This window comes from Microbacterium lemovicicum, from assembly GCF_003991875.1.
Lineage (GTDB): Bacteria > Actinomycetota > Actinomycetes > Actinomycetales > Microbacteriaceae > Microbacterium > Microbacterium lemovicicum.
The window spans coordinates 3,384,656-3,408,123 of sequence record NZ_CP031423.1 but is presented as its reverse complement, the minus strand read 5'-3'; the positions used below and the strand labels follow the sequence as shown (position 1 = coordinate 3,408,123).

The following is a 23,468-nucleotide window of genomic DNA, read 5'->3' as shown; positions in this document are numbered from 1 at the left end:
CCACAGGCTCGCGAGGACCGGATCCGTGGAGTTGCGCCCGCCCGCACCGACCGTCGCCCGCACCGACCCCCCGCCCCGCGCCCGGACCGACCCTCGCCCTCACCAACCCGAACCAACCCCCGCCCGCGCCGACCCGTCGCCCGCACCGACCCGAGCGACCCCGCCCGCCCGAACCTGCCCCCACCCACCCGGCCCGCCACCCCGAATCCTGCGGGCTAGGCTGGGCGCGTGCTGCTCTCGGACCGCGACATCCGCTCGGAGATCGATGCGAAGCGCATCGGACTCGACCCGTGGGACCCGGCGATGGTGCAGCCGTCGAGCGTGGACGTGCGCCTCGACCGGTACTTCCGGCTGTTCGACAACCACAAGTACCCGTTCATCGATCCGGCGAAGGATCAGCCCGACCTGACGCGCCTGATCGAGGTGGAGCCCGACGAGCCGTTCATCCTGCATCCGGGCGAGTTCGCGCTCGGCTCGACGTTCGAGCGAGTCAGCCTGCCCGACGACGTCGCGGCGCGGCTGGAGGGCAAGTCCTCGCTCGGACGGCTCGGCCTGCTGACCCACTCCACGGCGGGGTTCATCGATCCCGGATTCACCGGCCACGTGACCCTCGAGCTGTCCAACGTCGCGACGCTGCCCATCACGCTGTGGCCGGGCATGAAGATCGGGCAGCTCTGCTTCTTCCAGCTGTCGTCGCCGGCCGAGAACCCGTACGGCTCCGGTCCCTACGGCAACCGCTACCAGGGTCAGCGCGGGCCGACGGCGTCGCGCTCGGCGCAGAACTTCCACCGCACCGACGTCGGCACGAGCGCCGCCGGAGCCGATGGCCGCTAAGCGCCGGCGCCGCAGGCGCCCGCACCCGATCTGGACGGTCCTCGCCGCGACGGTCGTGGTCGCCGCGCACCTCGCGCTCGGCGCGGTCGTCATCGTGCCCGCGGTCGCGGAGACCCTGCGTCCGTCGCCGGTGGGTGGAGTTCCGGATGCCGCGCCCACCGCTCCCGTCGCGACGGAGGGTGCCACGGCATCCGCCGGAAACGCGGCCCTCGTCGATCAGGAGTGGGCGGAGAGCATGTCGTCGCGCAGCGGCATCCCGGTGCGGGCGGTGCTGGGCTACGCCGGCGCGGAGATCGCCCTGCGCGCGGAGAACCCCGCGTGCGGCATCGGCTGGACCACGCTGGCGGCTCTCGGGCGCATCGAGTCGAGCCATGGCCGGCACGACGGCGCGGTCATCGACGACGACGGCGTCACGCGACCCGGCGTGTGGGGGCCGGACCTCGACGGCGACGGCAACGCGCTGATCGCGGACAGCGACGGCGGGGCGATCGACGGGGCGGCGGAGATCGACCGTGCCGTCGGGCCTCTGCAGTTCATCCCGGAGACGTGGGCATCCTGGGGCGCCGACGGTGACGGCGACGGCCGCGCCGACCCGCAGCAGATCGATGATGCGGCGCTCGCGGCGGCGCGCTACCTCTGCCACTACGGCGACCTGACCCAGCCGGAGACGTGGCGCACGGCGATCTTCGCGTACAACCACCTCGACGTGTACGTCGACGACGTCGCCGCGCAAGCCGACCGGTACGCCGCAGACGCCCGGCGCTGAGCCCGGACACGCGGAAGGCGCCCCGGGATGATCCCGGGACGCCTTCGGTGTCCGTGCGGCGGTGTGTCAGACCTGCGGACCCCCGGGCATGCGGGATGCCGCCGCCGCGCCGGCCTCGAAGCCGCGCTCGAAGGCGCGCTCGGCCCAGCGGCCGGCACCCCCGCGACCGCGCTCGTGCCCGCCGGCGCCGTGCTCGTGCGAGCCGCGCTCGCCGCCGAAGCCGCGACCGTGCTCGTGCGAGCCGCGCTCGCCGCCGAAGCCGCGACGGTGCCCGTGCGAGTGCTCGCCGTGGCCGCAGCCCTGGCCGCGCTCGTGGCGGTGCTCGGCGCCCGGGTACTCGCCGCGGAACCCGGGGCGGTGGGCGTCGTCGTGGTCGTGGTGACCGTGACGAGGGGCCTCACCGGGGCCGAAGCCGCGGTGCGCGTTGCCGCGCTCGCCGTCGAAGGGCCGCGGGCGGTCGTCCGACCGGGGGTCGAGGCCGCCGGGACCGAAGCCCCCGCCGCGTCCGAAGCCGCCGAAACCGGGACCGAAGCCGGGCCGGAAGCCCGGACCGAAGCCTCGGCGTCCGAAGCCCTGGGGTCCGAAGCCGCGTCCCCGCGGCATCCGTCCGCTGCCGTCCCAGCCGAACTCGCGCGCGATCTTCTGCAGCGAGCCGACCAGGGCGTCGTACTCCTCCTCGGACACGGCGCTGAGCACCCGTGCCCGGATGGCCTCGACCCGGTCCTTCATCGCGTCACGCTGTGCGCGCCCGGCGTCGGTCAGGGTCCAGGAGTCGTCGGCGCGGGCGATGAGCCCCGCATCCTCGAGGCGGCCCAGCAGCTTGCCGCCGCGCTTGCTCTCGATCCTCGAGAGGCGTGCGAGCGCCGCGTCGCCCATATCGCCGGAGAGGAGGTTCAGCACCATCCACGCGCGGCGGTCGAATCCCTCGTCGCCGAACTCTGCGTCGAAGGCGGCGGTCAGGTGATGGTCGACGAGGCGCAGCCAGAAGCCCAGCGGGCGCTGCTCGTCGGAGTGGTCCGCCTCGGGGGCGGTGGGGGTGTCGTCATCGCTGTTCATGTTGTTCTCCTTCGCGGCATCCGCGCCGCTGTCGGGGAGGGAAGTGGGGTCTGAGGTGTCGTGGTCGCTGTTCATGTCGTTCTCCTCTGCGGCGATCTGGTCGCCGTCATGCGTGGTGGGGTCTGTGTCGTCGTGGTGGAAGCCGTTCATGGCTCTCCCTTCTCGCCGGTGCTGCGGCAGTGGATGCGGCAGCGGGGCTGTCGCGGCGGTGGTGCATGTCATTGTGCATGCATATGTAGTGTGACATGCGTTCCCTTCGCATGTCAAGTGGCATGTAAATTGAGGGGATGCCCGACCGCACGCCCTCCTCGACGCCCGACCCCGCGGAGCAGATCGTCAGCGCTCTCGCGACATTGCGAGGACGGCGGATGCCGCGCCCGCCGTGGGATGACAAGGGCGCCGGTGGCGAGGGGCCCTGGGGGCGCCGCGGGATGCGGTTCCCCGACGGCCGCGGCGGCGCGAGCACCTCGGGTGGATCCGAGCACGACGGGCACACCCACAGTGGTTTCCCGCACGGACCCCATGGGATGCGCGGCATGCCGCCCTGGGCGGCCGGCATGCCCCCTCGCTTCGGCGGCCCCGCTCGGATGCGCCTGCTGGAGGCGCTGGCCGCGGCATCCCACCCCCTGTCGATCAGCGAGATCGGCGATGCCGTGGGGGTGGATCAGCCGCGTGCATCGCGGCTCGTGCAACAGTCGGTCGAGCTCGGACTCGTCCGTCGGGAGGCCGACCCCGACGACGCGCGTCGATCCCGCGTGTTGCTCACCGATGACGGGAAGGCGCTCATCCTGGGCTTCCGGGGCGAGCGCCGAGGGGCCGTCGAGTCGGCGCTGGGCGACTTCTCCGAAGCGGAGCGCGTCGAGCTCGCACGCCTCCTGACGAAGCTCGCGAAGGCGTGGCCTCAATCGTGATCTGAAGGGAGTCGGCGACGTGTTATTTTCAGCCGACCCTTCAACCTGAGGAAACACTATGAGAAGCCCCAGAGTCGTGACTTCCGCTCTGACCGCCGTCCTCGCGCTCGCCCTCGTGGCGGCCGTTCCCGCTCCCGCGTTCGCCGCAGTACCGCCCTCTCCGGAGGATCAGCGCTCGCATCAGCAGAGCGCCTGGGAGCAGGAGGAAGCCTCGCGCGCCGCCGCAGACGCAGTATCGGTGGCGACGATCTCCGGGAGCATTGTCTACCGGGAGTCGCCGGCTGCCGAGGCCACGAAGGTGGCCTCCGCCCGCATCTCGATGTGGCGGCTCAACACCGACACCAACCGCTGGGACTGGGTCGACGTGCCGTCCGACGCGGCCAGCACCGGCTCGTTCAGTGTGGGGGTGCCGGCCGCGGGCCAGTACCGTCTCCAGGTCTTCACCGATCCGCTGAAGAAGATGGGACCGGTCTACTACGGAGGCGCGCGCTACTTCTTCGAGAGCAGCATCGTCACCGTGGCCGAGAACGAGGCCGCGAACGTCGGCGTCATCGAGCTCGGACCGCGTTACTTCGACACCGCCCGCCTGGAAGGGCCGGACCGTTTCGCCACGGCCGTCGCGGTCTCGCAGGCCATCGGTCGCGAGGATCGTACTCCCGTGGTCTACATCGCCAACGGCTACAAGTTCCCCGACGCCCTCGCGGCCGGACCCGCCGCGATCCACAGCGGCGGCATCTTCCTGCCGACGGCGCCGGACCACCTGCCGTCGGTGATCGCCACCGAGTTGACCCGCCTGAACCCCGCGCGTGTCGTCATCGCGGGTGACGAGAACTCCGTCTCCGATGCGGTGCGCCGGCAGATCGCGGCGGCGGTGGGCTCCGACACATCCGTGGAGCGGCTGGGTGGGGCGACCCGCTACGAGACAGCCGCGCTCATCGTCCGCGACGCGTTCGAGGCGTCCGGCAGCTACTACGCCATCGTGGCCACGGGCGCCAACTTCCCCGACGCTCTGGCAGCCGGGCCCGCCGCCGGTCGGATGGGCGCTCCGGTGCTCCTCGTCGACGGGGCAGGAAACCTCGACGAGAGCACACGGGCACTGATCGGCGACCTCGGCATCGAAAAAGTGCTCATCGCCGGTGGCCCTACGACCGTGGGTCCCGTGGTCGAGGCCGACCTCGTCAACAGGTTGGGCCAGCCTGGAGTCACCCGCCTCAACGGCGATGACCGCTACCGGACGGCATCCAAGATCAACGAATGGGTCTTCGGCAACGAGGATGTGGCGCTCCTCGCCAACGGCTACGGCTTCGTCGACGCACTGGCCGGAGGCCCGTTCGCGGGTTGGATCGGAGCGCCCCTCTTCCTCTCCGACGGGGCCTGCGTTCCCTATGGGACGTGGGACGGCATTCTCGCCCGCCAGGTGTCGGGAGTGGTGCTGCTCGGCAGCGCGGCGACACTCGGCCCCCGTGTGGAGGCGCTTTCGGTCTGCTGACCTGATCTGACAGCGACAACGAAGGGACGGGATGCCGCGGCATCCCGTCCCTTCTCCAGTGAAGCGCAAAACCTGTATGCAGGTTCTCTAGGGGAACGGGCCTCGAACCACCAGACTGTGGATGCGCGGCGCAGATGCCGCACCCTCACACCCGAAAGGGCGGCGCATGTCCCCCTCGTCTTTCATCACGGCAGTCGGTCTCGTCATCGGCGTCATGCTCGGCGGTGCGGCACCGGCCGCTTCGGCGCAGGAGCAGCCCACTGTCGCGGTCGCCCCGGCCTCCGTCGCGGTGGGCGAGGTCACGACGGTGACCGCGACCGGCCTCGGCGGACTGGAGACGGCCTTCTTCGGGCTCGGCGACCCGTCCGCGGGCGCGCTGTCGGTCGACAAGACAACGTTCGCGACGACCGCCGAGGTCCCCGTCTCCAACGGCACGGCGGTGGTGTACTTCCGCGGCACGGCGGCGGGCACGGTCACCATCGCCGTGGGCACCGGCGAGACGTCGATCGCTCAGGGGACGGTCACCGTCACCGGCTCCGCACCGGCCGGGGCCATCATCGAGCTGTCGACCTCGTCGCCGAAGGTCGGCGAGCCCGTGACGATCACGGCGAAGAACCTCGGCGGCCTCGAGTCGGCCCGCTTCGGCACCGGCGCGTCGGCGCAGCAGGCGACCATCACGCCGTCGTCGTCTCCCGTCAGCGCCGGCACCGCGACGGCGACGTTCACCGCCACGCAGCCCGGCACCTACTCGATCGACGTGACGGATGGCGAGACGCCGCTCGCGTCGACGGACATCACCGTCACGGGATCATCGCCGACGCCGTCGGCCACGCCGTCCGCCGTCACCACGCCGTCATCCTCCGCGACACCGGCGCCCGCGCCCGCCTCCGACGGGATCCCCCTCGGCCTGATCATCGCCCTGGCCGTGCTCATCCTGGCCGTGATCGGTCTCGTCATCGCGCTCGTGGTCCGCTCGCGCAAGGCCGGCTCCACGACCTGACGGTCGGCACCGATCCACCCGGTCGACGAGAACGGAGGAGGGATGGGATGCCGCGGCATCCCGTCCCTCCGTCGTTTCAGCTGACGCGCTGGACCTTCGGCAGCTTGACGAAGAGCAGCAGGACGAGGCCCAGCGCGAGCACGACGACGATCCCGAGCACGCCGTAGATGGTGGAGCCGAAGATCGCGATGAACAGGGTCCACAGGGCGGGGGAGATGAAGCTCGCGACGCGGCCGGTGGTGGCGTAGAGACCGAAGATCTCGCCCTGCATGCCCGGTGGGGTGGCGCGGGCCAGGAGCGATCGGCTCGCCGCCTGCGCCGGGCCCACGAACGCCGAGAGCAGCAGGCCGCCGACCCAGAAGACGATCGTGCCGACGTCGTGGAGGGCGAAGACGAAGATGCCCATCGCGATGAGTCCGATCAGGGCGGCCACGATGACGTTGCGGGCGCCGAAGCGGTCGTCGGCGCGGCCGGCCAGGATCGTCGAGATGCCCGCCACGACGTTGGCCGCGATGCCGAAGATGAGCACCTCGTTGTCGGTGAACCCGAACGCCACCGCCGCGAGGATGCCGCCGAACGCGAACACGCCGGCGAGACCGTCGCGGTAGACGGCGCTCGCGAGGAGGAACCAGAACGTCGGCGGGTGCTCGCGGTACAGCTTCGCGATGTCGCGCACGAGGATGCCGTACGAGGCGAAGAAGCCGACCCGGGGCGCGCGCTCGAGCGGCGGCCGCTCCGGCACGTTGAGGAACAGCGGCAGCGCGAACAGGATCGTCCACAGACCGCAGCCCGCGGCGATGACGCGGTAGGCCATGCCGTTCGAGGTGTCCATTCCGAACCAGTCCAGCTGCGTGAGGATCACCACGAGGGTCAGCGCCACGATGCCGCCGATGTAGCCGAGCCCCCAGCCGAGGCCGCTGACCTTGCCGATCGTCCGTGGCGTCGAGACCTGCACGAGCATCGCGTTGTAGTTGACCCCCGCGATCTCGGAGATCACGGCGCCGAGGGCGAGCACGATCGCGCCGTACCAGAAGAAGACCGGATCGGCCTGGACGAAGAAGAGCGCGAACTGCGCGAGCGCCAGCAGCAGGGTGAAGGCCATCAGCCACTGCTTCTTGCGGCCGGAACGGTCGGCCGTCTGACCGAGAACCGGCGCGAGGAGCAGGATCAGGAGCCCGGCGAGCGTGGTCGCCAGGCCGTAGCCGCTCGTGAGGTCGGCCAGCGCGCGCTCGCGCACCGGGTCGCCCGCCGGCAGCGCCGCGATGTCGGCCGGCAGGAAGTTGTCGGAGACGAGGTACAGCGACGCGAAGACGAACGTGAGGACGACGGAGTTGAAGGGCTGCGTCGCCCAGTCCCACATCGCCCACGAGAACACCTGACGCCGCGGGACCGGCTCGTCGGTGAGCTCTCGGGCCATCGGGCCGATGGCGCCGGTGTTGGCCGTGGGCGGCGGCACCGGGGCCGACGGCGCGGGATCGGGTTCCATGTGCGTCACGGTAGGACCTCTCGGTGAACGTGCGGTGCACCCTGCCGGGTGGGGTCGGAATCCGGATGCTGCGGCGCGCCCTCGCGCCGCCCGCTCAGGCTAGCGCGGCGCGCGGTCGGGCCGGCCGCCCGCGCGGGTCCGCTCAGCGGAGGCGGTCGGGACCCGCCCATCCGCCGACGTACGCCTCGACGTCGGGGTCGTCGCGCAGCAGGAGGGCCTCATCGAGGATCAGGCGGCCGGTGCGGAAACCGCTGTCGTCGCCCCAGCGATCCCGCCGCGCCCGTGCGCGCCGGGACACGGCGACGCCGAGCAGGGCGCCGTCGGGCGACAGCAGCTCGAGGGAGCCCTCGTCGTCGGTGCCGAGCGCCGCGACACGCTCCCGCAGACGGTCCCAGGGCAGCAGCAGCGGCCTCGGCAGGGTCAGCGTCACGCGGGCGTCACACGGTGCCGCCCCGCCCTCCGACAGGTCGTGCACGCGGGGGTCGTCGCGCAGCGCCGGCACGTCGGGCAGGCGGTCGACGAGGATCGTCGCGGTCGGCGCCGCGGCGAGCAGGGCGTCGACGCAGACGAAGGCGGCAGCATCCGTCGGCGCGCCCCGGAGGTGCACGAGCAGGTCGGGCTGCACGGGCAGGAGACCCGCACCACGCGACCCGGCGACGGGGATCGCCGTGGCCAGCTGCAGCGTCTGGCGATTTGCGGCGGCGCGGGAGGCCGCGTCGGGGCGGCCCGCCCAGTCCGGGCCGTCGTGCCAGGCGACCGCGGCGGGAACGTGGGCGAAGACGGCGCCGGCCTGCCAGGCGCGGTGGGCCCACTCCCAGTCCTCCCCGCCGTACGCGGTGAACGACTCGTCGAAGCCGCCGAGCTCGTCGAAGAGCGCACGGGTGCACGCGATGACCGCGCCGATGACGTAGCGGTAGGAGCGGTCGTCGCAGCGCAGGAGGTCTCCGCTGCGTCGGTAGGCGTCGGCCAGCCACGCCGGCTCGGGCAGGGCCGTCGCCGGACCCGCCTCCTCGATCGGCGCGTCCGCCGGTTCGCCGTGCAGGTCGGCGTGCCGGCGTCGTCCCACGGTGACCGCCTCGGGAAGCAGGGCGGGGAGGCGGGTGAGGGCGCGCACGTAGCCGGGCTCGGGCACCGTGTCGGCGTCGAGGAAGCACAGCACCTCGCCGGTCGCCGCGCGGGCGCCGAGGTTGCGGACGGCCGACAGGCGGAACCCGAGGTCGTCCTGGCGCACGAGCGCGACACCGTCGGGCACGCGCGGGGCGACCGCGGAGCCGTCGTCGGCGACGATGACCTCGAGCAGATCGGCCGGGTAGTCCTGCCATGCCAGGGCGAGAAGCGTCCGGGCGAGCTCGGCGGGCTGCTCGTAGTGCGCCACGACGACGCTCACCCGGGGGAGCGGATCGGGTGCGCCGCCGTCGAGCAGATCCCAGCTGTTGCCGGGCACCCGGCCGCCGGTCATCCATCCGGTCACGGCATCCCCTCGTCCCACCAGCGCACGTACGCGGCGGCGATGTCGGCGAGCCCGCCGGGCACATCCGTCCGTCCATGCCAGGTGGACGACGGATCGAATGCCGCGTCCCGCACCGCCGCGGACAGCCCGGCTTCCTCGACCACCGCGAGGGTCCCCGGGCGCAGCGCGGCCATCTCCTCGACGTACCGGTTCGCGACGGCGATCGGCCGTCGGCCGTAGCCGATCCATGACGCGAGCGACCCCGACGCCGACACGTGGCGGTGGGCGATGACCGGCACGCCGACCGATCGGCACCGCTCCGCCATCGCCGCATCGTCGAGCCATCCCGTCACGGAGACCGCGACCCCGGCGTCGCGCCCGCGGGCGACGAACGCCGCGAGGTCGTCGGCGTGGCCGTCGGAGGCTCGGCCGAGGACGACGAGCGCGGCCAGCCCGGCCTCGCGGGCCGCGGTGAGCGCCTCATCGTGCCCCTTGCCGGGATAGAAGTAGCCCAGGACGCCGACCTCCGCGGCGGCGGCACCATCGGCAGGCGGTCTCGCCGCGGCATCCGTCCTCAGGTCCACCGGCAGGGGGATGACCGCTGTCGCGCCGTCCCACACGCCCTCTTCGGCGAGCAGCAGCCGCTCGTGGTGGCTGTTGACGACGACGCCCGACGCTGCCCGGGCGACGGCCCGGTAGGCCGCGGCCCGCCGGGGGCGGTTGCGCACGCCGTCGGACGTCTGCGGAACGTCGTGCAGGGTGACGGAGACCGGATGCCGCGCCGCGAGCTCCGCGAAGGCCGCCGCCGCCTCTTCGGGGCTCGCGCCCCAGAGGCGGTCGGTGAAGTGCGCGTGCACCGGGGCGCCGGCAGGGAGGGTCGCCGCCGCGGCGAACGGGGCTGTGGAGACGTCTGCGGAACGCGTGACAGCGGCTGCCACCTCCCGCTCGTACACCGCCACCCCGTGCGGCCCGTCGTGCAGCAGGAGAACCGGCCGGGTGGCGGGGCCCGGCGCGGACGTCACGCCCATTGCGCCAGCAGCGGAACGAGGCGGCGTGCGGCGGCCTCGACGAACGCGGGGTGCTCGGCGTACCAGGCGAGATGCGCCTCGCGCACCTGCGCGGCGGGCAGCGGGTCACCGTTCACGAGCCAATCGTGGTGGGGCGCGGCATCCGATCCCCACGCCTCGATCACCCAGTCCTCACGCGGGGCGCGCACCGACGACAGGATGGGCCGGCCCGGGTCGGTCGGCTCCGGTCGGCGCCCGAGTGCGCGCAGGATCCGCTCGCCCACGGGGAGGAAGACCGCGTTGCCCGGATGGTTGATCGTGCGCATCTGCGCGAATCGCGGGGAGGCGAACAGGTCGGACACACGTATGTCCGTGTGCTGCTCGCGGCGTGCGAGCTCGCCGACGGACTCGTCGGCGATGGCGCGGATCTTCTCGCGCGGGAGTCGAGCGCGGACGGGGGATCCGGCGGCCTCCGCGAGCAGCCGGACGTCGTGGTAGCCGACGAGGGGCGGCTCGTACTCGAGATCGTGCATGCGGATGGCGACCTGGAAGGGGTGGAGACCGGCGAAGCGGATGACGGGGACGACCACGGTCGGCGCTCCCGACGGCAGGGACGCCCGCAGCTGCGCCGTGCCCAAGGGCAGGTCGTGGTAGTCGTCGCGGATCGGCTGGCTTACCAGGAACGACGCTCCGCGCAGGAGCTCGTGCAGGTCGCGGGCATCGTCGGCGGTCATCTCGTGCACCGCCCGGGTGCGGATCGTCGGCATCTCGGGGGAGTCGATCACGAGCCGCACCGATTCGGCCTGGCAGTTGCCCACCACGACGCCGTAGCCGGCCGACGGCTGCACTGCTAGCACCGGAGCATCACGCGCCGCAACCCTCCCGGCGTCCGCTGCGTGCTGTTCATGATGAGAACCGTAATACTTCGGTCCCGTCGCACCCTCACGCCCTGTGTCGCGTTGCGGACGCCCAGCCGATGCGGTACACGCACTCGCCGGCGTCCCGAACGATTGCAGGAGGAAGAGATAGACGCGCTCGCCATCAGGACTCTCACGGTCGCGGCCGTCCCCGCCGCCCACCCGTACTCCCGTGCCGTCACCGACGCGGCGCGCGTCCGTGTGATCGCCGACCCCCGCCCGCCTGGCGCCCCCGCCGGACAGTGGTGGCCGCCGCAGGTGCTCACCCCCGCGTGGCTGGCCGCGCACGCGCGCGACGTCGACCTCGTGCACGTGCACTTCGGGCTCGAGTCCTTCACGCCGGCCGAGCTCTCGGAGGCCCTGGTGGCCCTGCACGCCGCGGGCAGGCCCGTCGTCTTCACCGTGCACGACCTCGAGAATCCCCAGCTGGGCGATCAGGCGGCCTATCTCCTGCTGCTGGACGAGCTGGTGCCGGCGGCCGACGAGCTGATCACGCTCACCGACGGCGCCGCCCGCGAGATCGCGGAGCGCTGGGGCCGCCGTGCGACGGTCATCCCGCATCCCTCCCTGCTCGAGGACGACGTCCGTCGGCCGGCGGGAACGCCCGTCGCGGTCCGCCGGGTCGGCGTGCACCTGCGCGACCTCCGTCCGAACATCGATGGACTCGGCACGGTGCAGACGCTCGCCGCCGCCGTCGCGGCCCTGCGCGAGAGCGGCGCGGACGTCGAGGCGGTCGTCCGGCTCAACGAGCGCGTCCGCGACGGCGCGCAGGCTGACGCGATCGCAGAGCTCGTCGCCGGGGCGGCGGGCGTCGTCCTCGACCGCGGGCCGCGGCTCGGCGACGACGCGCTCGCCGACTGGCTCGCCGACCTCGACGTGTGCCTGCTCCCGTACCGTCACGGCACCCACTCGGGCTGGGTGGAGCTGTGCTTCGACCTGGCCGTGCCGGTCGCGGGTCCTCCGGTCGGCCACGCCGGGTCGCAGCATCCGGATGACTTCCACCCCTTCGCGATCGGCGACTCCGACGGGCTCGCGGCGGCGATCACCCGCGCGATCGCTGAAGGCAGCAGCCCCGGCTCCGCCGAGCGCGACCGAGAGGTGCTGTCGCGCGCGGCGCTCCGTGCCGCGGAGCGCCTCCGCGTCCGCGCCGCCCACCTCGCGGTCTACGCCCGTGCCCTGGGGGTGGCGGCATGAGGGCTCTGGAGACGCTGCGCATCCTCGTCATCGCACCCGCTCGTCATGCCGTGCGTCAGCCGCACGCCGGCGGCCTCGAGGCGGCGGTGTGGGACCGCGTGCGCTGGCTCCGTGGCCGCGGGCACGAGGTCACCCTGGCCGCCGCGGCCGGATCGGACTTCCTCGGCCCGTCGAGCGCCTTCACCCTTCCGTCCCCGGCATGGGACGACCCCGCCTCCCTCTCCGACACCGCGTATCCCGACGGGTATCCGCTGGTGCTCGAGCGCGCCATGGACCGCCTGCTGCGGGTGGTGGGCTCACCGTCCCGTCCGTTCGACGTGGTCGACAACCACAGCCTCGACCCCGCCCCGATCCTGTGGAGCCGCGACGCCGGGGTGCCCGTCGTGACCACACTGCACACGCCGCCGCTGCCCGGCATGGTGGCGGCCGGACGGGCCGTGCACGACGCGCCGCACCGGTTCGTCGCCGTCAGCGGACACACCGCGCGCGCCTGGTCGGCGGAGGGCATCGACGCGTTCGTCTTCCCCAACGGCGTCGACACCGATCGCTGGTCGCGCGGCCGGGGCGGAGCATCCTGGGTGTGGTTCGGGAGGATCGTCCCCGAGAAGGCCCCTCATCTGGCGATGGATGCTGCACGTCGGGCCGGTGCGCACATCGTGCTCGCCGGGCGGGTCGGCGACGTCGCCTACTTCGACCGCGAGATCGCGCCGCGCCTGGGCGGGGGAGCGCAGTACGTCGGACCTCTCCGCCAGCCGGAGCTGTGCGCGCTCGTCGGCGGCTCGGCGGTCGCGCTCGTCACCCCGGTGTGGGAGGAGCCGTTCGGGCTCGTGGGCGCCGAGGCGCTCTCGACCGGCACCCCGGTGGTCGCCTTCGCCGAGGGCGGGGTGCCCGAGGTGCTGCACGGTCTGCCCGGCACCGCCGTCGTGCCGCCGGGAGACGTCGACGCCCTCGCGCTCGCCGCGTCGGAGCTCGCGCTACTCGGCACCGACCCGCCGTCGCGGCGGCAGGTGCGCCGAGCCGCGGTGCGCCGGCACGCGCTGTCGCGCCGTCATCGCGACGTCGAGCGGGTGCTCGCCTTCACCGCCAAGGCGCCGGTGCCGCAGACCGCGGCCGAGTCGGCGCCCGCCCTGGCTGCGTTCGACCTGCGCGCGACCGGTCTGTGACGACGGCATGATCGGCTGGTACGTGCACCACCACGGATTCGGGCACGCGACGCGGTTCCTCGCCGTCCGTCCGCACCTCCTCGACGCGGTCACGGTGTTCTCGTCCCTCGCGCCGCCGGCGGACGTGCCCGCGGGCACCGACTGGGTGCGCCTGCCCGCCGACGACACCCCGATCGTGCGCCCCGACGGCAGTGAACTCTCACCGCGGGCCGCCGATCCCACCGCGGGCGGTGCTCTGCACTGGGCGCCGCTCGGCCACCGCGGGCATCGTTCCCGGCTGGCCGTGATCGCCGCCGCGCTCGAGGCGCGCGACATCGACGTGATGGTGGTCGACGTGAGTGCGGAGGTCGCCACGCTCGCGCGGCTGCTCGGCACGCCGACGGTGGTCGTGACGCAGCCGGGGGAGCGCACCGATGCGCCCCACCTCCTCGCGTACGGCCTCGCCTCGTGCGTCCTGGCGCCCTGGGCTCGCGGCCTGCTGCCGGATCCGCCCGCGACGACGACGGTCTTCACCGGTGGCATCTCGCGCTTCGACGGGCGGGTGTCCGCCGAGCGCGAGGACCGCTCCGTGCTCTTCCTCGGGAGGGTGGCGCCCAGCCGGGTCGTGGCCGACGCTGCACGGCTCCTGACCGCCGACGGCTGGACCTGCCGCTCGATCGGCGCTGCGGCGGACGACCGCGTCGCGGACCCCTGGCCGCTCCTGAGCGCCGACGCCGTGATCGTCAGCGCCGCGGGGCAGAACAGCGTCGCCGACCTCGCCGCCGCCGACGCGCGGGCGGTGGTCGTGCCGCAGGAGCGCCCGTTCGACGAGCAGCGCGCGACCGGCGAGGTGCTGCGACGTCACGGCCTCGCGGTGGTCGCCGAGCCGGACCCGGACGCCGAGACGCTCGTGAGCCTCATCCGCGAAGCGCGGGACCTCCGCCCCGACTGGTCGGTGTGGGGCGTGAGCGGCGCGGCCGCGCGTGCGGCGGCCGTCATCGAGGGGGCGCGCCGGTGAGCGGCGGCAGCGCGGTGCCCGGCGGGAACGCGCCGCCCGCCCCCGACGTCGCGCCCGCCCCCGCCGCCGACTCCGCGCCCGCGCCCGCTCCCGGCCGCGTCGCGGTCATCACCACCGCGTCCGCCGCGCGCCACGAGCACCTCGTGCGCCAGCGCCGGTTCCTCGCCGAAGCGGTCGCCGGCGAGCCGGAGAGCGAGCGGATGCTGCGCGTCGAGGTGTGGCTCGACAGCGAGGAGCCTGACGACGAGGAGCTCGACGCCGAGGAGCGTGACGGCGAGGAGCTCGCCACGGCGAACGCCGCGGGGCTGCGCGCCGACATCTCGCTGCACGTCCCGCCCGGTCCCGGCGGCCTCCGCGTCGCCGCGGGGCGCAACGCCGCCGCCCATGCGGCCATCGACGCGGGCGCCGACCTGCTGGTGTTCCTCGACGTGGACTGCCTCCCCGGCCGCGAGCTGCTGCCGCGCTACCGCGACGCGGCTGCGCGGCACCCGGAGGCCATTCTGTCGGGCCCGGTCACCTACCTCGCGAGCGTCCAGCGCCCGGAGCTCATCGACGACCTGCCGGCGCTCCGCCGGCCGCACCGCGCGCGACCCGCCCCCGCACCCGGCGCGCTCGTCACCGCCCCCGACGCGCAGTACGACCTCTTCTGGTCGCTGTCCTTCGCCCTCACCGCCAGCACGTGGCACCGCCTGGGCGGGTTCGACGAGTCGTACGAGGGATACGGCGCAGAGGACACCGACCTCGCATGGACGGCGCGGAGCCGCGGCATCCCGCTCATCTGGGTCGGCGGCGCCGACGCGTTCCACCAGTGGCATCCGACGAGCAGCCCCCCGTGGGCGCACCTCGACGCGATCCTGCGCAACGGCGCGGTGTTCGCCGACCGCTGGGGCACGTGGCCGATGGGCGGCTGGCTCGACGCGTTCGCCGCCGCGGGCGCCGTCGAGCACCGCGACGGCACCTGGCGCCGCGCGCCGGACGGGCCCGTCCGGCGTCGCTAGGCTCGTCGCCGGAGAGGTGGAGCATGCCCGAAGGCGACGAGAGAACGGCGGGAGCGCCCCGGTCGAGGCGGGAGCGCTTCGGGCGGGCGAGCGCCCGGCCGGCGGAGCTCGCGGGCCGCAAAGACGCCTTCGTGGCGTACCTGAAGGAGCGCGTCTACGCGACCTTCACCGGACTCGCCATCATCCTGGCCGTCGATCTCGGCGACCACCCGGAGGCCGACCATGCCCTCGTCGCGCTGCTGCTCGGCGTGCTCGGCATCACGGTCGCCGGCTTCGTGTCCGACATCCTGTCCCACCTCGCCGTGCACCAGACCTTCCCCGACGGCACCGAGTTCGCCATCCGGCTGCGGGTGGCGGCCGGGTCGATCAGCACGATGGTGACCCCCGGCATCCTTCTGGCCCTCGCGCTGTTCGGCGTCCTCGAGATCGACACGGCGCTGCGCATCTGCCTCATCGTCTACATCGCCACCCTTGGCGTCATCGGCTGGCTCGCGGTGCGCCGGTCGCGGCTGACCTGGTGGCAGCAGCTCAGCGCCCTGGCGATGCTGATCGCGCTCGGGCTGGTCGTCGTCGGCCTGCAGACGCTGGCGCACTCCTACTGAGCCGCGGGAGCCGCGGCATCCGATTCACAGCAGAACTTGAGCCTTCTCATGTCAAGTTGCCTTGACAGGTTCTCGCGGCCTTCGATAGCCTTGAGTCATTCCGGCTCAACCCTATGGTTGCGGCCCGGACCACAACTTTCAACAAAGGAGAGAAAATGCCACGTGCTGTCGGAATCGACCTCGGTACGACCAACTCCGTCGTCAGCGTCCTGGAGGGCGGCGAGCCCAAGGTGATCGCGAACGCCGAGGGCTTCCGCACCACCCCGTCGGTGGTCGCGTTCACCAAGGACGGCGAGGTGCTCGTCGGTGAGACCGCGAAGCGCCAGGCCGTCACCAACGTCGACCGCACGGTCGCCAGCGTCAAGCGCCACATGGGCACCAACTGGACCTTCGACGTGGACAGCAAGAAGTACACGCCGCAGGAGGTCTCCGCGCGCATCCTCGGCAAGCTGAAGCACGACGCGGAGGAGTACCTCGGCGACACGGTCTCCGACGCCGTCATCACCGTCCCGGCCTACTTCAACGACGCCGAGCGTCAGGCCACGAAGGACGCGGGTGAGATCGCCGGCCTCAACGTGCTGCGCATCATCAACGAGCCCACCGCCGCGGCGCTGGCCTACGGCCTCGACAAGGGCAAGGAGGACGAGCTCATCCTCGTCTTCGACCTCGGTGGTGGAACGTTCGACGTCTCCCTGCTCGAGGTGGGCAAGGACGACGACTTCTCCACGATCCAGGTGCGCTCGACCGCCGGTGACAACCGCCTCGGCGGCGACGACTGGGACCAGCGCCTCGTCGACTACTTCATCAAGCAGTTCAAGGCCACGTCGGGTGTCGACGTCTCCGGTGACAAGATCGCCCTCCAGCGCCTCAAGGAGGCCGCCGAGCAGGCGAAGAAGGAGCTCTCCAGCTCCGCGTCCACGAGCGTGAACCTGCCCTACCTGTCGCTGACCGAGAGCGGCCCCGTGTCGCTGAGCGAGACGATCACCCGCGCGAAGTTCGAGGACCTGACCAAGGACCTCCTGGACCGCACGAAGAAGCCGTTCGCCGACGTCATCCGCGAAGCCGGCATCAAGGTCGAGGACATCGACCACATCGTGCTCGTCGGCGGATCCACCCGCATGCCCGCCGTGGCCGAGCTCGTCAAGCGCGAGACCGGCAAGGACGCCAACAAGGGCGTCAACCCGGACGAGGTCGTCGCCGTCGGCGCCGCCCTGCAGGCCGGCGTGCTGCGCGGCGAGCGCAAGGACGTGCTGCTCATCGACGTCACCCCCCTGAGCCTCGGCATCGAGACCAAGGGCGGCATCATGACCAAGCTCATCGAGCGCAACACGGCCATCCCGACCAAGCGCAGCGAGACCTTCACCACGGCCGACGACAACCAGCCGTCCGTGGCGATCCAGGTCTTCCAGGGCGAGCGCGACTTCACCCGCGACAACAAGCCGCTGGGGACGTTCGAGCTCACCGGCATCGCCCCGGCCCCCCGTGGCATCCCGCAGGTCGAGGTCACCTTCGACATCGACGCCAACGGCATCGTGCACGTGTCCGCGAAGGACAAGGGCACCGGCAAGGAGCAGTCGATGACGATCACCGGCGGCTCGTCGCTGCCCAAGGACGACATCGAGCGCATGGTGCGCGAGGCCGAGGAGCACGCGGCGGAGGACAAGAAGCGCCGCGAGTCCGCCGAGACCCGCAACCAGGCCGAGACGCTGTCCTACTCGATCGACAAGCTGATCAAGGACAACGACGACAAGCTCCCCGAGGCCGTCAAGACCGAGGTGCAGGGCGACGTCGACGCGCTGAAGACGGCGCTCGCCGGCGATGACGACGACGCGGTGAAGACCGCGTTCGACAAGCTCAACGCCAGCCAGGGCAAGCTGGGCGAGGCCATCTACGCCTCCTCGCAGGCCCAGGGCGAGCAGGCCGACCCGAACGTCGGTCAGCCCGGGAACGGCGAGACGCCGAACCCCGAGGAGGACGTGATCGACGCCGAGGTCGTCGACGACGAGGACGAGAAGAAGTAGGACGACTCCGATGAGCAAGAAGGACCGCGACGCGCCGATCGGCGACGAGGGCCCTGACTCCGTGAACGGGCCGGCGGATGACTCCGCCGGCCCCGCCGCGGGTGGGGCTCAGGAGCCGCTGACGGTCGATGACATCCTGGGTGCCGAGCAGACGGGGGATGCCGCGGCCGCTGACGCCGCGGGCGCCCCCGGGTCGGGGGACGACAGCCTCCTGATCGACCTCAAGCGCCTGACCGCCGAGTACGCCAACTATCGTCGGCGCACCGAGGAGCAGCGGCAGATCGAGGTGGAGCGCGCTCAGGGGCGCGCCGCCACCGCGCTGCTGCCGGTGCTCGACGACCTCAGCCGTGCCGAGAAGCACGGCGACCTGACCGAGGGCTCGCCCTTCGCCGCCATCGCGGAGAAGGTGCGCGCCGTGGCCGAGAAGCTCGGCGTGGAGTCCTACGGCGCCGCGGGCGAGGTGTTCGACCCGCAGCAGCACGAGGCGATCTTCCAGGTGCCCACACCCGGAGCCACCGAGTCCACCGTCCTCGAGGTCGTGGAGACCGGGTACCGCCTGGGCTCCATCGAGCTGCGTCCGGCGAAGGTCGTCGTCGCCGTTCCTGCCGACTAAACGCCTCAGAAGGAGACGCATGGCCAGTCAGGACTGGTTCGACAAGGACTTCTACAAGGTCCTCGGGGTGTCCAAGGACGTCAGCGAGGCTGACCTCAAGAAGACGTACCGCAAGCTGGCGCGAAAGTACCACCCGGATTCCAATCAGGGGGATGCTGCGGCAGAGGCCACCTTCAAGGAGATCAGCGAGGCCTACGCCGTGCTGTCCGACACGGAGCAGCGGGCGGAGTACGACCAGATCCGGGCCATGGGCTCCGGCGCGCGGTTCCAGGCCGGCGGCCAGAACGGCGGCGGCTTCGAGGACGTGTTCAGCCGGTTCGGCCAGAGCCGCGGCAACCCCCGCGCGCAGACGGCCGAGGACTTCGACGACATCTTCTCGATGTTCAACCAGGGCGGCCGCTTCGGCTCCGGCGGCTTCGGCCAGACGAGCGGCGGCTACCGCGGCTTCGGCGGTCCGACGCGGGGCGCCGACGTCACCGCGCGGACGACGATCGACTTCATCACCGCGACCAAGGGCGACACGATCTCGCTGCAGGGCGAGGACGGCAACCCGTTCAAGGTGAAGATCCCCGCCGGTGTCTCCGACGGGCAGAAGATCCGTCTGCGCGGCCGCGGCCGCCCGTCTCCGGACGGCGGCGAGACCGGCGACATCGTCGTGCAGATCACCGTGCGGCCGCACCCGGTGTTCACGCGCGACGGCCTGAACCTGCGCGTGGTCGTGCCGGTGTCGTTCACCGAGGCCGCGCTGGGCGCGACCATCGAGGTGCCGACGCTGGGCGGCGACCCCGTCAAGCTGCGCGTGGCCCCCGGCACCCCCTCGGGCCGCGTGCTGCGCGTGAAGGGCCGCGGCGTGCAGACGTCGAAGGGACTCGGCGACCTCCTCGCCGAGGTGCAGGTCGCCGTGCCGTCGCACCTGGACGACGAGGCGCGCGCCGCGCTCGAGAGGTTCCGCGAGCTGGAGCCGACCGAGAACCCCCGCGCCGACCTGATGTCGAAGGCACGCGGCTGAGCCGATGATGCGCGCAGGAGCGGGTGGCATGACCGACGACCTCGACGAGAACTCGCCGATCTTCGCGATCGCCGGGGCGGCCGAGCTCGCCGGCATGCACCCGCAGACCCTGCGTCAGTACGACCGGCTCGGCCTCGTGGTGCCGGCGCGCACCCAGGGCGGATCGCGCCGTTACTCCCTGCGCCACGTGCAGCAGCTGCGGGAGGTCGCCCGGCTCTCCGCCGACGGCATGAGCCTCCCCGCCATCGCGCGCGTGATCGAGCTCGAGGAGCAGGTGCACGCCCTCAGCCGTCGCGTCAGCGACCTCGAGCGGCAGCTCCAGGTCGAGCGCGCCTCACGCCCCGGCGCCCGCGTCTTCGCCGCCGGCAGCGTCGGGTCGGCCGTGCCGCTGCGTCACGGCGCCCGCGTGCGCCGCGCGACCGAGGTCGTGCTGTGGCGTCCGCGCCGCGAGCTCGACCTCGACGACGGCGAAGTCGAGGACTGACCCGGAGTCTTCCGCGGCGCTCGTACTGCAACCGGTCGCGCCTGGCGCCGGCGCCGGCGCGCGACCGGTGCCGCGAGACGTCGCAACACGCCGTGCCCCGACGAGACCACGCGGCGTGTTGCGACCTTTCGCGAGGTGAGGGCGGGCCGTCGGCGCAACCCGGCGGCCGGTCAGGCCGCGGCGACGAACGCCTCGTAGTCGGCGCGCGACCTGTCGGCGTAGGCGTACGCCCATTCCGCCAGTGCCTCCCCGGCCACGCGGCCGCTCCCGAGGTAGCCGGCCACGACCGGCGCGCTCGGGGACTGCGCGTGGGCGCGGGCCAGCGTGGCCGCGCACGCCTCCGCGTAGGCGTGGAACGGGCGGTCCTCGACGTCGGCGACCTCGATGCCGCCCTTCATGTCGTGGAACTGGCGCACATAGAAGTCCATGCCCGAGGCGCGCAACTGCCCGAGGAACGGGTCGGAGGTCGCCTGCAGGATCCGCTGCAGCGCGACGACGCGACCGCCCTGCCCGTGCTCCTGCACGTGCTCGTGGAAGGCGGCCGGCTGCGCGATCCCGCCGTACTCCTCCAGCACGCTGCGCCCCGCCTCCTTCGCCTGGAGGATGAGGGCGTTCCCGTCGCCGTCCTGGAAGAGCACCAGCGAGCACACCGTGCCGACGCTCCCGACGCCGACGACGCGGCGCACGAGATCCGACACGACGTAGTTCGTCAGCAGGACGCGGATGTCGACGCTCGCCGACCGTGCGTAGCGGTCGACGTTCGCCCGCAGTCGGATCGCCGCCTCGTCCGCGGGGTGCGTCATCGTCGGCGCCTGCTCGACGAACACGAGCCGTCCGTCGTCGCCGGTCGTGGTCAGTCGGCGCGACGCGCGATCGCCGGTGCGCTTCGCAGCATCCCGGACGGCGCGCTTGACGACCGCCCGCGTCTGCCTGTCCAGCGTGTCCGCCACCGCGTTCACGTCGAAGTGCGCGAAGAACCGCACCAGGGGATTCTGACCCGGGTTCGCACCCATGCCCCGGGCGTAGGTGCGCACAGCTCCTCGCACCGCGCGGCCGATGACCCGGTCGTCGCGCGACGTCGACTGGCCGGCGACGACGATGCTCGCCACGAGGCGCTTCACGTCCCACTCCCACGGCGCCCAGGCGGCTTCGTCGAAGTCGTTCAGGTCGAAGACGAGCCTGCGCTGGCGCGACCCGTAGAAGCCGAAGTTCGCGACGTGCGCGTCACCGCAGGAGGGGACGAGGATGCCGCTGTGATCCTCGCCGGCGAAGTCGGCGGCCTGCAGCGCCGCCGTGCCGCGGTAGAACGCGAAGGGGCTGGCCGACATCCGCTCCCGCCGGAGCGGCACGAGCTCGGGCACGCGCGTCGCATTCTGACGGTCGAGGATGCCGAGCGGATCACGCGGGCCGTCGGCGAGATGCGCGAGCGCGCTCCGCGGAAGACGGCGGCGCACCTCCCGGCCCTCGGCGGCGCGGGCCGCCGCGCTCGCGGGCATCGACCAGGTCTCGGGCGGAACCGCGAGGGCGCTCATGTGCTCATCCTGGCCCAGGCCGCGCCGGTGCGCCGAGGACGGCGCTCATCACCGGGACTGATGCGCCGGATCAGCGGCGCCGTGTTCCCCCTGAGTCGTCGTAGGAGTGGAATGGCCTCGCCCGGCGATGGCGCGCGGGCCTCGAAGGGACCCTGACGATGACGTCTGCATCCACCACCACCCACCGCACCCACCGTGCCGGCACGCTGCAGGGCATCCTCCTGCTCGCCGGCAGCTGCATGCCCGTCCTCGGCTCCGTACTGATCACACCGGTCCTGCCGCAGCTCTCCGCGCACTTCGCCGACGTCCCGGGTGCGGCCGTGCTCGTGCCGATGATCGTGGCGATCCCGGCCCTGTTCATCGCGATCTTCGCCCCCTTCGCCGGGCAGATCGTCGACCGCGTCGGCCGCAAGCCGCTCCTCATCATCGCGATGTTCGCGTACGCACTGGTGGGCACCGCCCCGGCGTGGATGGAGGGACTCACCGAGATCCTGGTCAGCCGCGTGCTCGTGGGCATCTGCGAAGCCGCGATCATGACCGTCTGCACGGCTCTGATCGTCGACTACTTCCACGACCAGCGGCGCAACCGCTACCTCGCGGCGCAGACCGTCACGACAACGCTCGCCGCCACCGTCTTCATCGCGCTCGGCGGAGCGCTCGGCGGCACCGGCTGGCACACCCCGTTCTGGGTCTACGGCATCAGCGTCCTCATCGCCGTGCCCATGATCTTCGCGCTGTGGGAGCCTCGCGCGTCGTCCGGTCGCGTCGCGGCCGAGCAGCCCCAGCGCGTGCCGATCCCCTGGCGCCGCATCGCGGTGCCGCTGCTGGTCTCCGTCTTCGGCGGATTCACCTTCTACGTCATCATCATCGAGGTCAGCTACCTGGTCGTCGGCACCGGCATCGACGCGACGAACACGGCCGTCATCGGCGCTGTCGCCGGCGGCGCCTCCCTCGCGACCGCGATCGGCGGCATCCTGTTCGCCCGGCTCGTGCGCCGCGCGGACGTGCGGCTCATCCCCGTCGCCTTCGCCATCCAAGCGGTCGGCATGATCGTCATCTGGGTCGTCCCGGCGCTCGGCGGGGTCGTGGCGGGAGCCGTGATCGCGTCGTTCGGGTCGGGTCTGCTCCTGCCTTCGCTGCTGCGCTGGGTGGTCGCGACCACGGCGTTCGCCGAGCGCGGCCGTGTCACCGGACTGTGGACCGCGTCGTTCTTCTTCGGCCAGTTCCTCACGCCCATCCTCGTGGGCATCGTCGCCGGCATCCTGGGCGGGCTCGCCCTGGCCGTCGGTGTCATCGGGATCATCGCGGCCGTCGTCGCCGTGGCGACCGGACTGAGCCTGCGCAACGCCCCGCCGCAGACCGACGTCGACACCGCGGCCGAGGTGCGCGAGGGCGTCCGCTGAGTCGGATGCCGCACGCCCTCGACGGGGTGGTGCCCGCCGTCGGCGGCGGGCACACTGACGGCATGGCCGACTTCGCCGACATCGACGCCATCGCGCGCACCCTGCCCGACTCCGAGGACGGTGTCGAGGGACACCGCGGTGGGCGCGCCTGGCGCGCGGCGAAGGGGATGTACGCCTGGGAGCGGCCGGCGTCGAAGACCGACCTGGCACAGCTGGCGGAGCGCGGTCGCGCGTGGCCCGACGGCGTCGTGATCGGCGTGCGCGTCGACGGCGCCGAGGGCAAGGCCGAGGTGCTCGCCGCGTACGACGACGTGACCTTCGACATCCCGCACTTCGAGGGCTATCCCGCCGTGCTCGTCCGGCTCGACGACATCGACGTCGACCGGCTCCGCGAGCTGGTCGTGGACTCCTGGATGCTGCGCACCACCGCGACGCACCGGAAGGAGTGGGCCGCGGCATCCGGTCACTGAGGATCCGACCGCCTGCGGCGAGGCGTCCGCTGAGGGCGTAGGTCGGGTATTGGCGGTGTGTCGGGG

22 protein-coding genes are annotated in these 23,468 nt (G+C 72.6%); 16 read left to right on the top strand and 6 right to left on the bottom strand.

Annotated elements, in window-relative coordinates; genetic code table 11:
* The first annotated feature begins 228 nt into the window (after positions 1 to 228).
* Together dcd and CVS47_RS15925 are read left to right on the top strand one after the other, a co-directional pair.
* Positions 229 to 834, top strand: coding sequence for a dCTP deaminase (gene dcd, locus CVS47_RS15930; protein WP_127096969.1), 606 nt, complete (start codon positions 229 to 231; stop codon positions 832 to 834).
* Positions 824 to 1,600, top strand: a complete 777-nt coding sequence (locus CVS47_RS15925) for a lytic transglycosylase domain-containing protein (RefSeq protein WP_127096968.1) — start codon at positions 824 to 826, stop codon at positions 1,598 to 1,600. The genes dcd and CVS47_RS15925 overlap by 11 nt, the downstream gene beginning before the upstream one ends.
* 66 nt (positions 1,601 to 1,666) lie before the next feature.
* Here CVS47_RS15925 and CVS47_RS15920 read toward each other — a convergent pair whose 3' ends face one another.
* Positions 1,667 to 2,806, bottom strand: a complete 1,140-nt coding sequence (locus tag CVS47_RS15920) for a MarR family winged helix-turn-helix transcriptional regulator (protein ID WP_127096967.1) — start codon at positions 2,804 to 2,806, stop codon at positions 1,667 to 1,669.
* Positions 2,807 to 2,943: 137 nt separating this feature from the next.
* Here CVS47_RS15920 and CVS47_RS16960 point away from each other — a divergent pair, with 137 nt between their 5' ends.
* The 3 genes from CVS47_RS16960 (at position 2,944) to CVS47_RS15905 (ending at position 6,056) form a co-directional block, all read left to right on the top strand.
* Positions 2,944 to 3,567 (top strand): MarR family winged helix-turn-helix transcriptional regulator, encoded by a 624-nt coding sequence (locus tag CVS47_RS16960; RefSeq protein ID WP_241240200.1) that lies wholly within the window; start codon positions 2,944 to 2,946, stop codon positions 3,565 to 3,567.
* Positions 3,568 to 3,625: 58 nt separating this feature from the next.
* Complete coding sequence (locus tag CVS47_RS15910) at positions 3,626 to 5,056, top strand: cell wall-binding repeat-containing protein (protein WP_127096966.1); 1,431 nt, start codon at positions 3,626 to 3,628, stop codon at positions 5,054 to 5,056.
* A 166-nt stretch (positions 5,057 to 5,222) separates the two neighbouring features.
* Positions 5,223 to 6,056: a hypothetical protein gene (locus tag CVS47_RS15905; RefSeq protein ID WP_127096965.1), complete on the top strand. Its 834-nt coding sequence runs from the start codon at positions 5,223 to 5,225 to the stop codon at positions 6,054 to 6,056.
* A 76-nt stretch (positions 6,057 to 6,132) separates the two neighbouring features.
* Here CVS47_RS15905 and CVS47_RS15900 read toward each other — a convergent pair whose 3' ends face one another.
* The 4 genes from CVS47_RS15900 to CVS47_RS15885 form a co-directional block, all read right to left on the bottom strand.
* On the bottom strand, positions 6,133 to 7,542 hold the full coding sequence (locus tag CVS47_RS15900; protein ID WP_127096964.1) for an MFS transporter: 1,410 nt from the start codon (positions 7,540 to 7,542) through the stop codon (positions 6,133 to 6,135).
* A gap of 142 nt (positions 7,543 to 7,684) precedes the next feature.
* Positions 7,685 to 9,013, bottom strand: coding sequence for a glycosyltransferase family 2 protein (locus CVS47_RS15895; RefSeq protein ID WP_241240199.1), 1,329 nt, complete (start codon positions 9,011 to 9,013; stop codon positions 7,685 to 7,687).
* Positions 9,010 to 9,930, bottom strand: a complete 921-nt coding sequence (locus CVS47_RS15890; protein WP_127096963.1) for a glycosyltransferase family protein — start codon at positions 9,928 to 9,930, stop codon at positions 9,010 to 9,012. The genes CVS47_RS15895 and CVS47_RS15890 overlap by 4 nt, the downstream gene beginning before the upstream one ends.
* A gap of 80 nt (positions 9,931 to 10,010) precedes the next feature.
* Positions 10,011 to 10,856, bottom strand: a complete 846-nt coding sequence (locus CVS47_RS15885; protein ID WP_127096962.1) for a WcbI family polysaccharide biosynthesis putative acetyltransferase — start codon at positions 10,854 to 10,856, stop codon at positions 10,011 to 10,013.
* A 153-nt stretch (positions 10,857 to 11,009) separates the two neighbouring features.
* Between CVS47_RS15885 and CVS47_RS15880 the strand changes: the two genes are divergently transcribed.
* The 9 genes from CVS47_RS15880 (at position 11,010) to CVS47_RS15840 (ending at position 19,997) form a co-directional block, all read left to right on the top strand.
* The gene (locus CVS47_RS15880) at positions 11,010 to 12,110 is read left to right on the top strand and encodes a glycosyltransferase (RefSeq protein WP_164734680.1); all 1,101 of its coding nucleotides are present in this window, start codon (positions 11,010 to 11,012) and stop codon (positions 12,108 to 12,110) included.
* Entirely contained in the window at positions 12,107 to 13,273 is a 1,167-nt protein-coding gene (locus CVS47_RS15875) for a glycosyltransferase (protein WP_127096960.1), read from the top strand. Before CVS47_RS15880 ends, CVS47_RS15875 begins: the two co-directional genes overlap by 4 nt.
* 7 nt (positions 13,274 to 13,280) lie before the next feature.
* Positions 13,281 to 14,270, top strand: coding sequence for a hypothetical protein (locus tag CVS47_RS15870; RefSeq protein ID WP_127096959.1), 990 nt, complete (start codon positions 13,281 to 13,283; stop codon positions 14,268 to 14,270).
* The gene (locus CVS47_RS15865) at positions 14,267 to 15,268 is read left to right on the top strand and encodes a galactosyltransferase-related protein (protein ID WP_241240198.1); all 1,002 of its coding nucleotides are present in this window, start codon (positions 14,267 to 14,269) and stop codon (positions 15,266 to 15,268) included. Before CVS47_RS15870 ends, CVS47_RS15865 begins: the two co-directional genes overlap by 4 nt.
* A 23-nt stretch (positions 15,269 to 15,291) precedes the next feature.
* Positions 15,292 to 15,870, top strand: coding sequence for a hypothetical protein (locus CVS47_RS15860; protein ID WP_206502672.1), 579 nt, complete (start codon positions 15,292 to 15,294; stop codon positions 15,868 to 15,870).
* Positions 15,871 to 16,025: 155 nt separating this feature from the next.
* The gene (gene dnaK, locus CVS47_RS15855; RefSeq protein WP_127096958.1) at positions 16,026 to 17,891 is read left to right on the top strand and encodes a molecular chaperone DnaK; all 1,866 of its coding nucleotides are present in this window, start codon (positions 16,026 to 16,028) and stop codon (positions 17,889 to 17,891) included.
* Positions 17,892 to 17,901: 10 nt separating this feature from the next.
* The gene (locus CVS47_RS15850; protein WP_127096957.1) at positions 17,902 to 18,504 is read left to right on the top strand and encodes a nucleotide exchange factor GrpE; all 603 of its coding nucleotides are present in this window, start codon (positions 17,902 to 17,904) and stop codon (positions 18,502 to 18,504) included.
* Between the two features lie 19 nt (positions 18,505 to 18,523).
* A complete protein-coding gene (locus CVS47_RS15845) occupies positions 18,524 to 19,513 on the top strand; it encodes a DnaJ C-terminal domain-containing protein (RefSeq protein ID WP_127096956.1) in 990 nt (329 codons plus the stop codon).
* A gap of 28 nt (positions 19,514 to 19,541) precedes the next feature.
* Entirely contained in the window at positions 19,542 to 19,997 is a 456-nt protein-coding gene (locus CVS47_RS15840) for a heat shock protein transcriptional repressor HspR (RefSeq protein ID WP_127096955.1), read from the top strand.
* 170 nt (positions 19,998 to 20,167) lie between these two features.
* Here CVS47_RS15840 and CVS47_RS15835 read toward each other — a convergent pair whose 3' ends face one another.
* A complete protein-coding gene (locus tag CVS47_RS15835; RefSeq protein WP_206502671.1) occupies positions 20,168 to 21,529 on the bottom strand; it encodes a DUF2252 domain-containing protein in 1,362 nt (453 codons plus the stop codon).
* A gap of 158 nt (positions 21,530 to 21,687) precedes the next feature.
* Here CVS47_RS15835 and CVS47_RS15830 point away from each other — a divergent pair, with 158 nt between their 5' ends.
* Entirely contained in the window at positions 21,688 to 22,932 is a 1,245-nt protein-coding gene (locus CVS47_RS15830; protein WP_127096954.1) for an MFS transporter, read from the top strand.
* 5 nt (positions 22,933 to 22,937) lie between these two features.
* The gene (locus tag CVS47_RS15825; protein WP_241240197.1) at positions 22,938 to 23,402 is read left to right on the top strand and encodes a hypothetical protein; all 465 of its coding nucleotides are present in this window, start codon (positions 22,938 to 22,940) and stop codon (positions 23,400 to 23,402) included.
* The last annotated feature ends 66 nt before the right edge of the window (positions 23,403 to 23,468 follow it).

Bases quoted from the DNA above. Each gene is read 5' to 3' on its own strand.
- CVS47_RS15845 (WP_127096956.1), top strand. From the start codon at position 18,524: ATGGCCAGTCAGGACTGGTTCGACAAGGACTTCTACAAGGTCCTCGGG.
- CVS47_RS15830 (WP_127096954.1), top strand. From the start codon at position 21,688: ATGACGTCTGCATCCACCACCACCCACCGCACCCACCGTGCCGGCACG.
- CVS47_RS15910 (WP_127096966.1), top strand. From the start codon at position 3,626: ATGAGAAGCCCCAGAGTCGTGACTTCCGCTCTGACCGCCGTCCTCGCG.
- CVS47_RS15860 (WP_206502672.1), top strand. From the start codon at position 15,292: ATGCCCGAAGGCGACGAGAGAACGGCGGGAGCGCCCCGGTCGAGGCGG.
- CVS47_RS15900 (WP_127096964.1), bottom strand. From the start codon at position 7,542: ATGGAACCCGATCCCGCGCCGTCGGCCCCGGTGCCGCCGCCCACGGCC.
- CVS47_RS15870 (WP_127096959.1), top strand. From the start codon at position 13,281: ATGATCGGCTGGTACGTGCACCACCACGGATTCGGGCACGCGACGCGG.
- CVS47_RS15825 (WP_241240197.1), top strand. From the start codon at position 22,938: ATGCCGCACGCCCTCGACGGGGTGGTGCCCGCCGTCGGCGGCGGGCAC.
- CVS47_RS15850 (WP_127096957.1), top strand. From the start codon at position 17,902: ATGAGCAAGAAGGACCGCGACGCGCCGATCGGCGACGAGGGCCCTGAC.
- CVS47_RS15835 (WP_206502671.1), bottom strand. From the start codon at position 21,529: ATGAGCGCCCTCGCGGTTCCGCCCGAGACCTGGTCGATGCCCGCGAGC.
- dnaK (WP_127096958.1), top strand. From the start codon at position 16,026: ATGCCACGTGCTGTCGGAATCGACCTCGGTACGACCAACTCCGTCGTC.
- CVS47_RS15840 (WP_127096955.1), top strand. From the start codon at position 19,542: ATGACCGACGACCTCGACGAGAACTCGCCGATCTTCGCGATCGCCGGG.
- CVS47_RS15905 (WP_127096965.1), top strand. From the start codon at position 5,223: ATGTCCCCCTCGTCTTTCATCACGGCAGTCGGTCTCGTCATCGGCGTC.
- CVS47_RS15920 (WP_127096967.1), bottom strand. From the start codon at position 2,806: ATGAACGGCTTCCACCACGACGACACAGACCCCACCACGCATGACGGC.
- CVS47_RS15875 (WP_127096960.1), top strand. From the start codon at position 12,107: ATGAGGGCTCTGGAGACGCTGCGCATCCTCGTCATCGCACCCGCTCGT.
- CVS47_RS15925 (WP_127096968.1), top strand. From the start codon at position 824: ATGGCCGCTAAGCGCCGGCGCCGCAGGCGCCCGCACCCGATCTGGACG.
- CVS47_RS16960 (WP_241240200.1), top strand. From the start codon at position 2,944: ATGCCCGACCGCACGCCCTCCTCGACGCCCGACCCCGCGGAGCAGATC.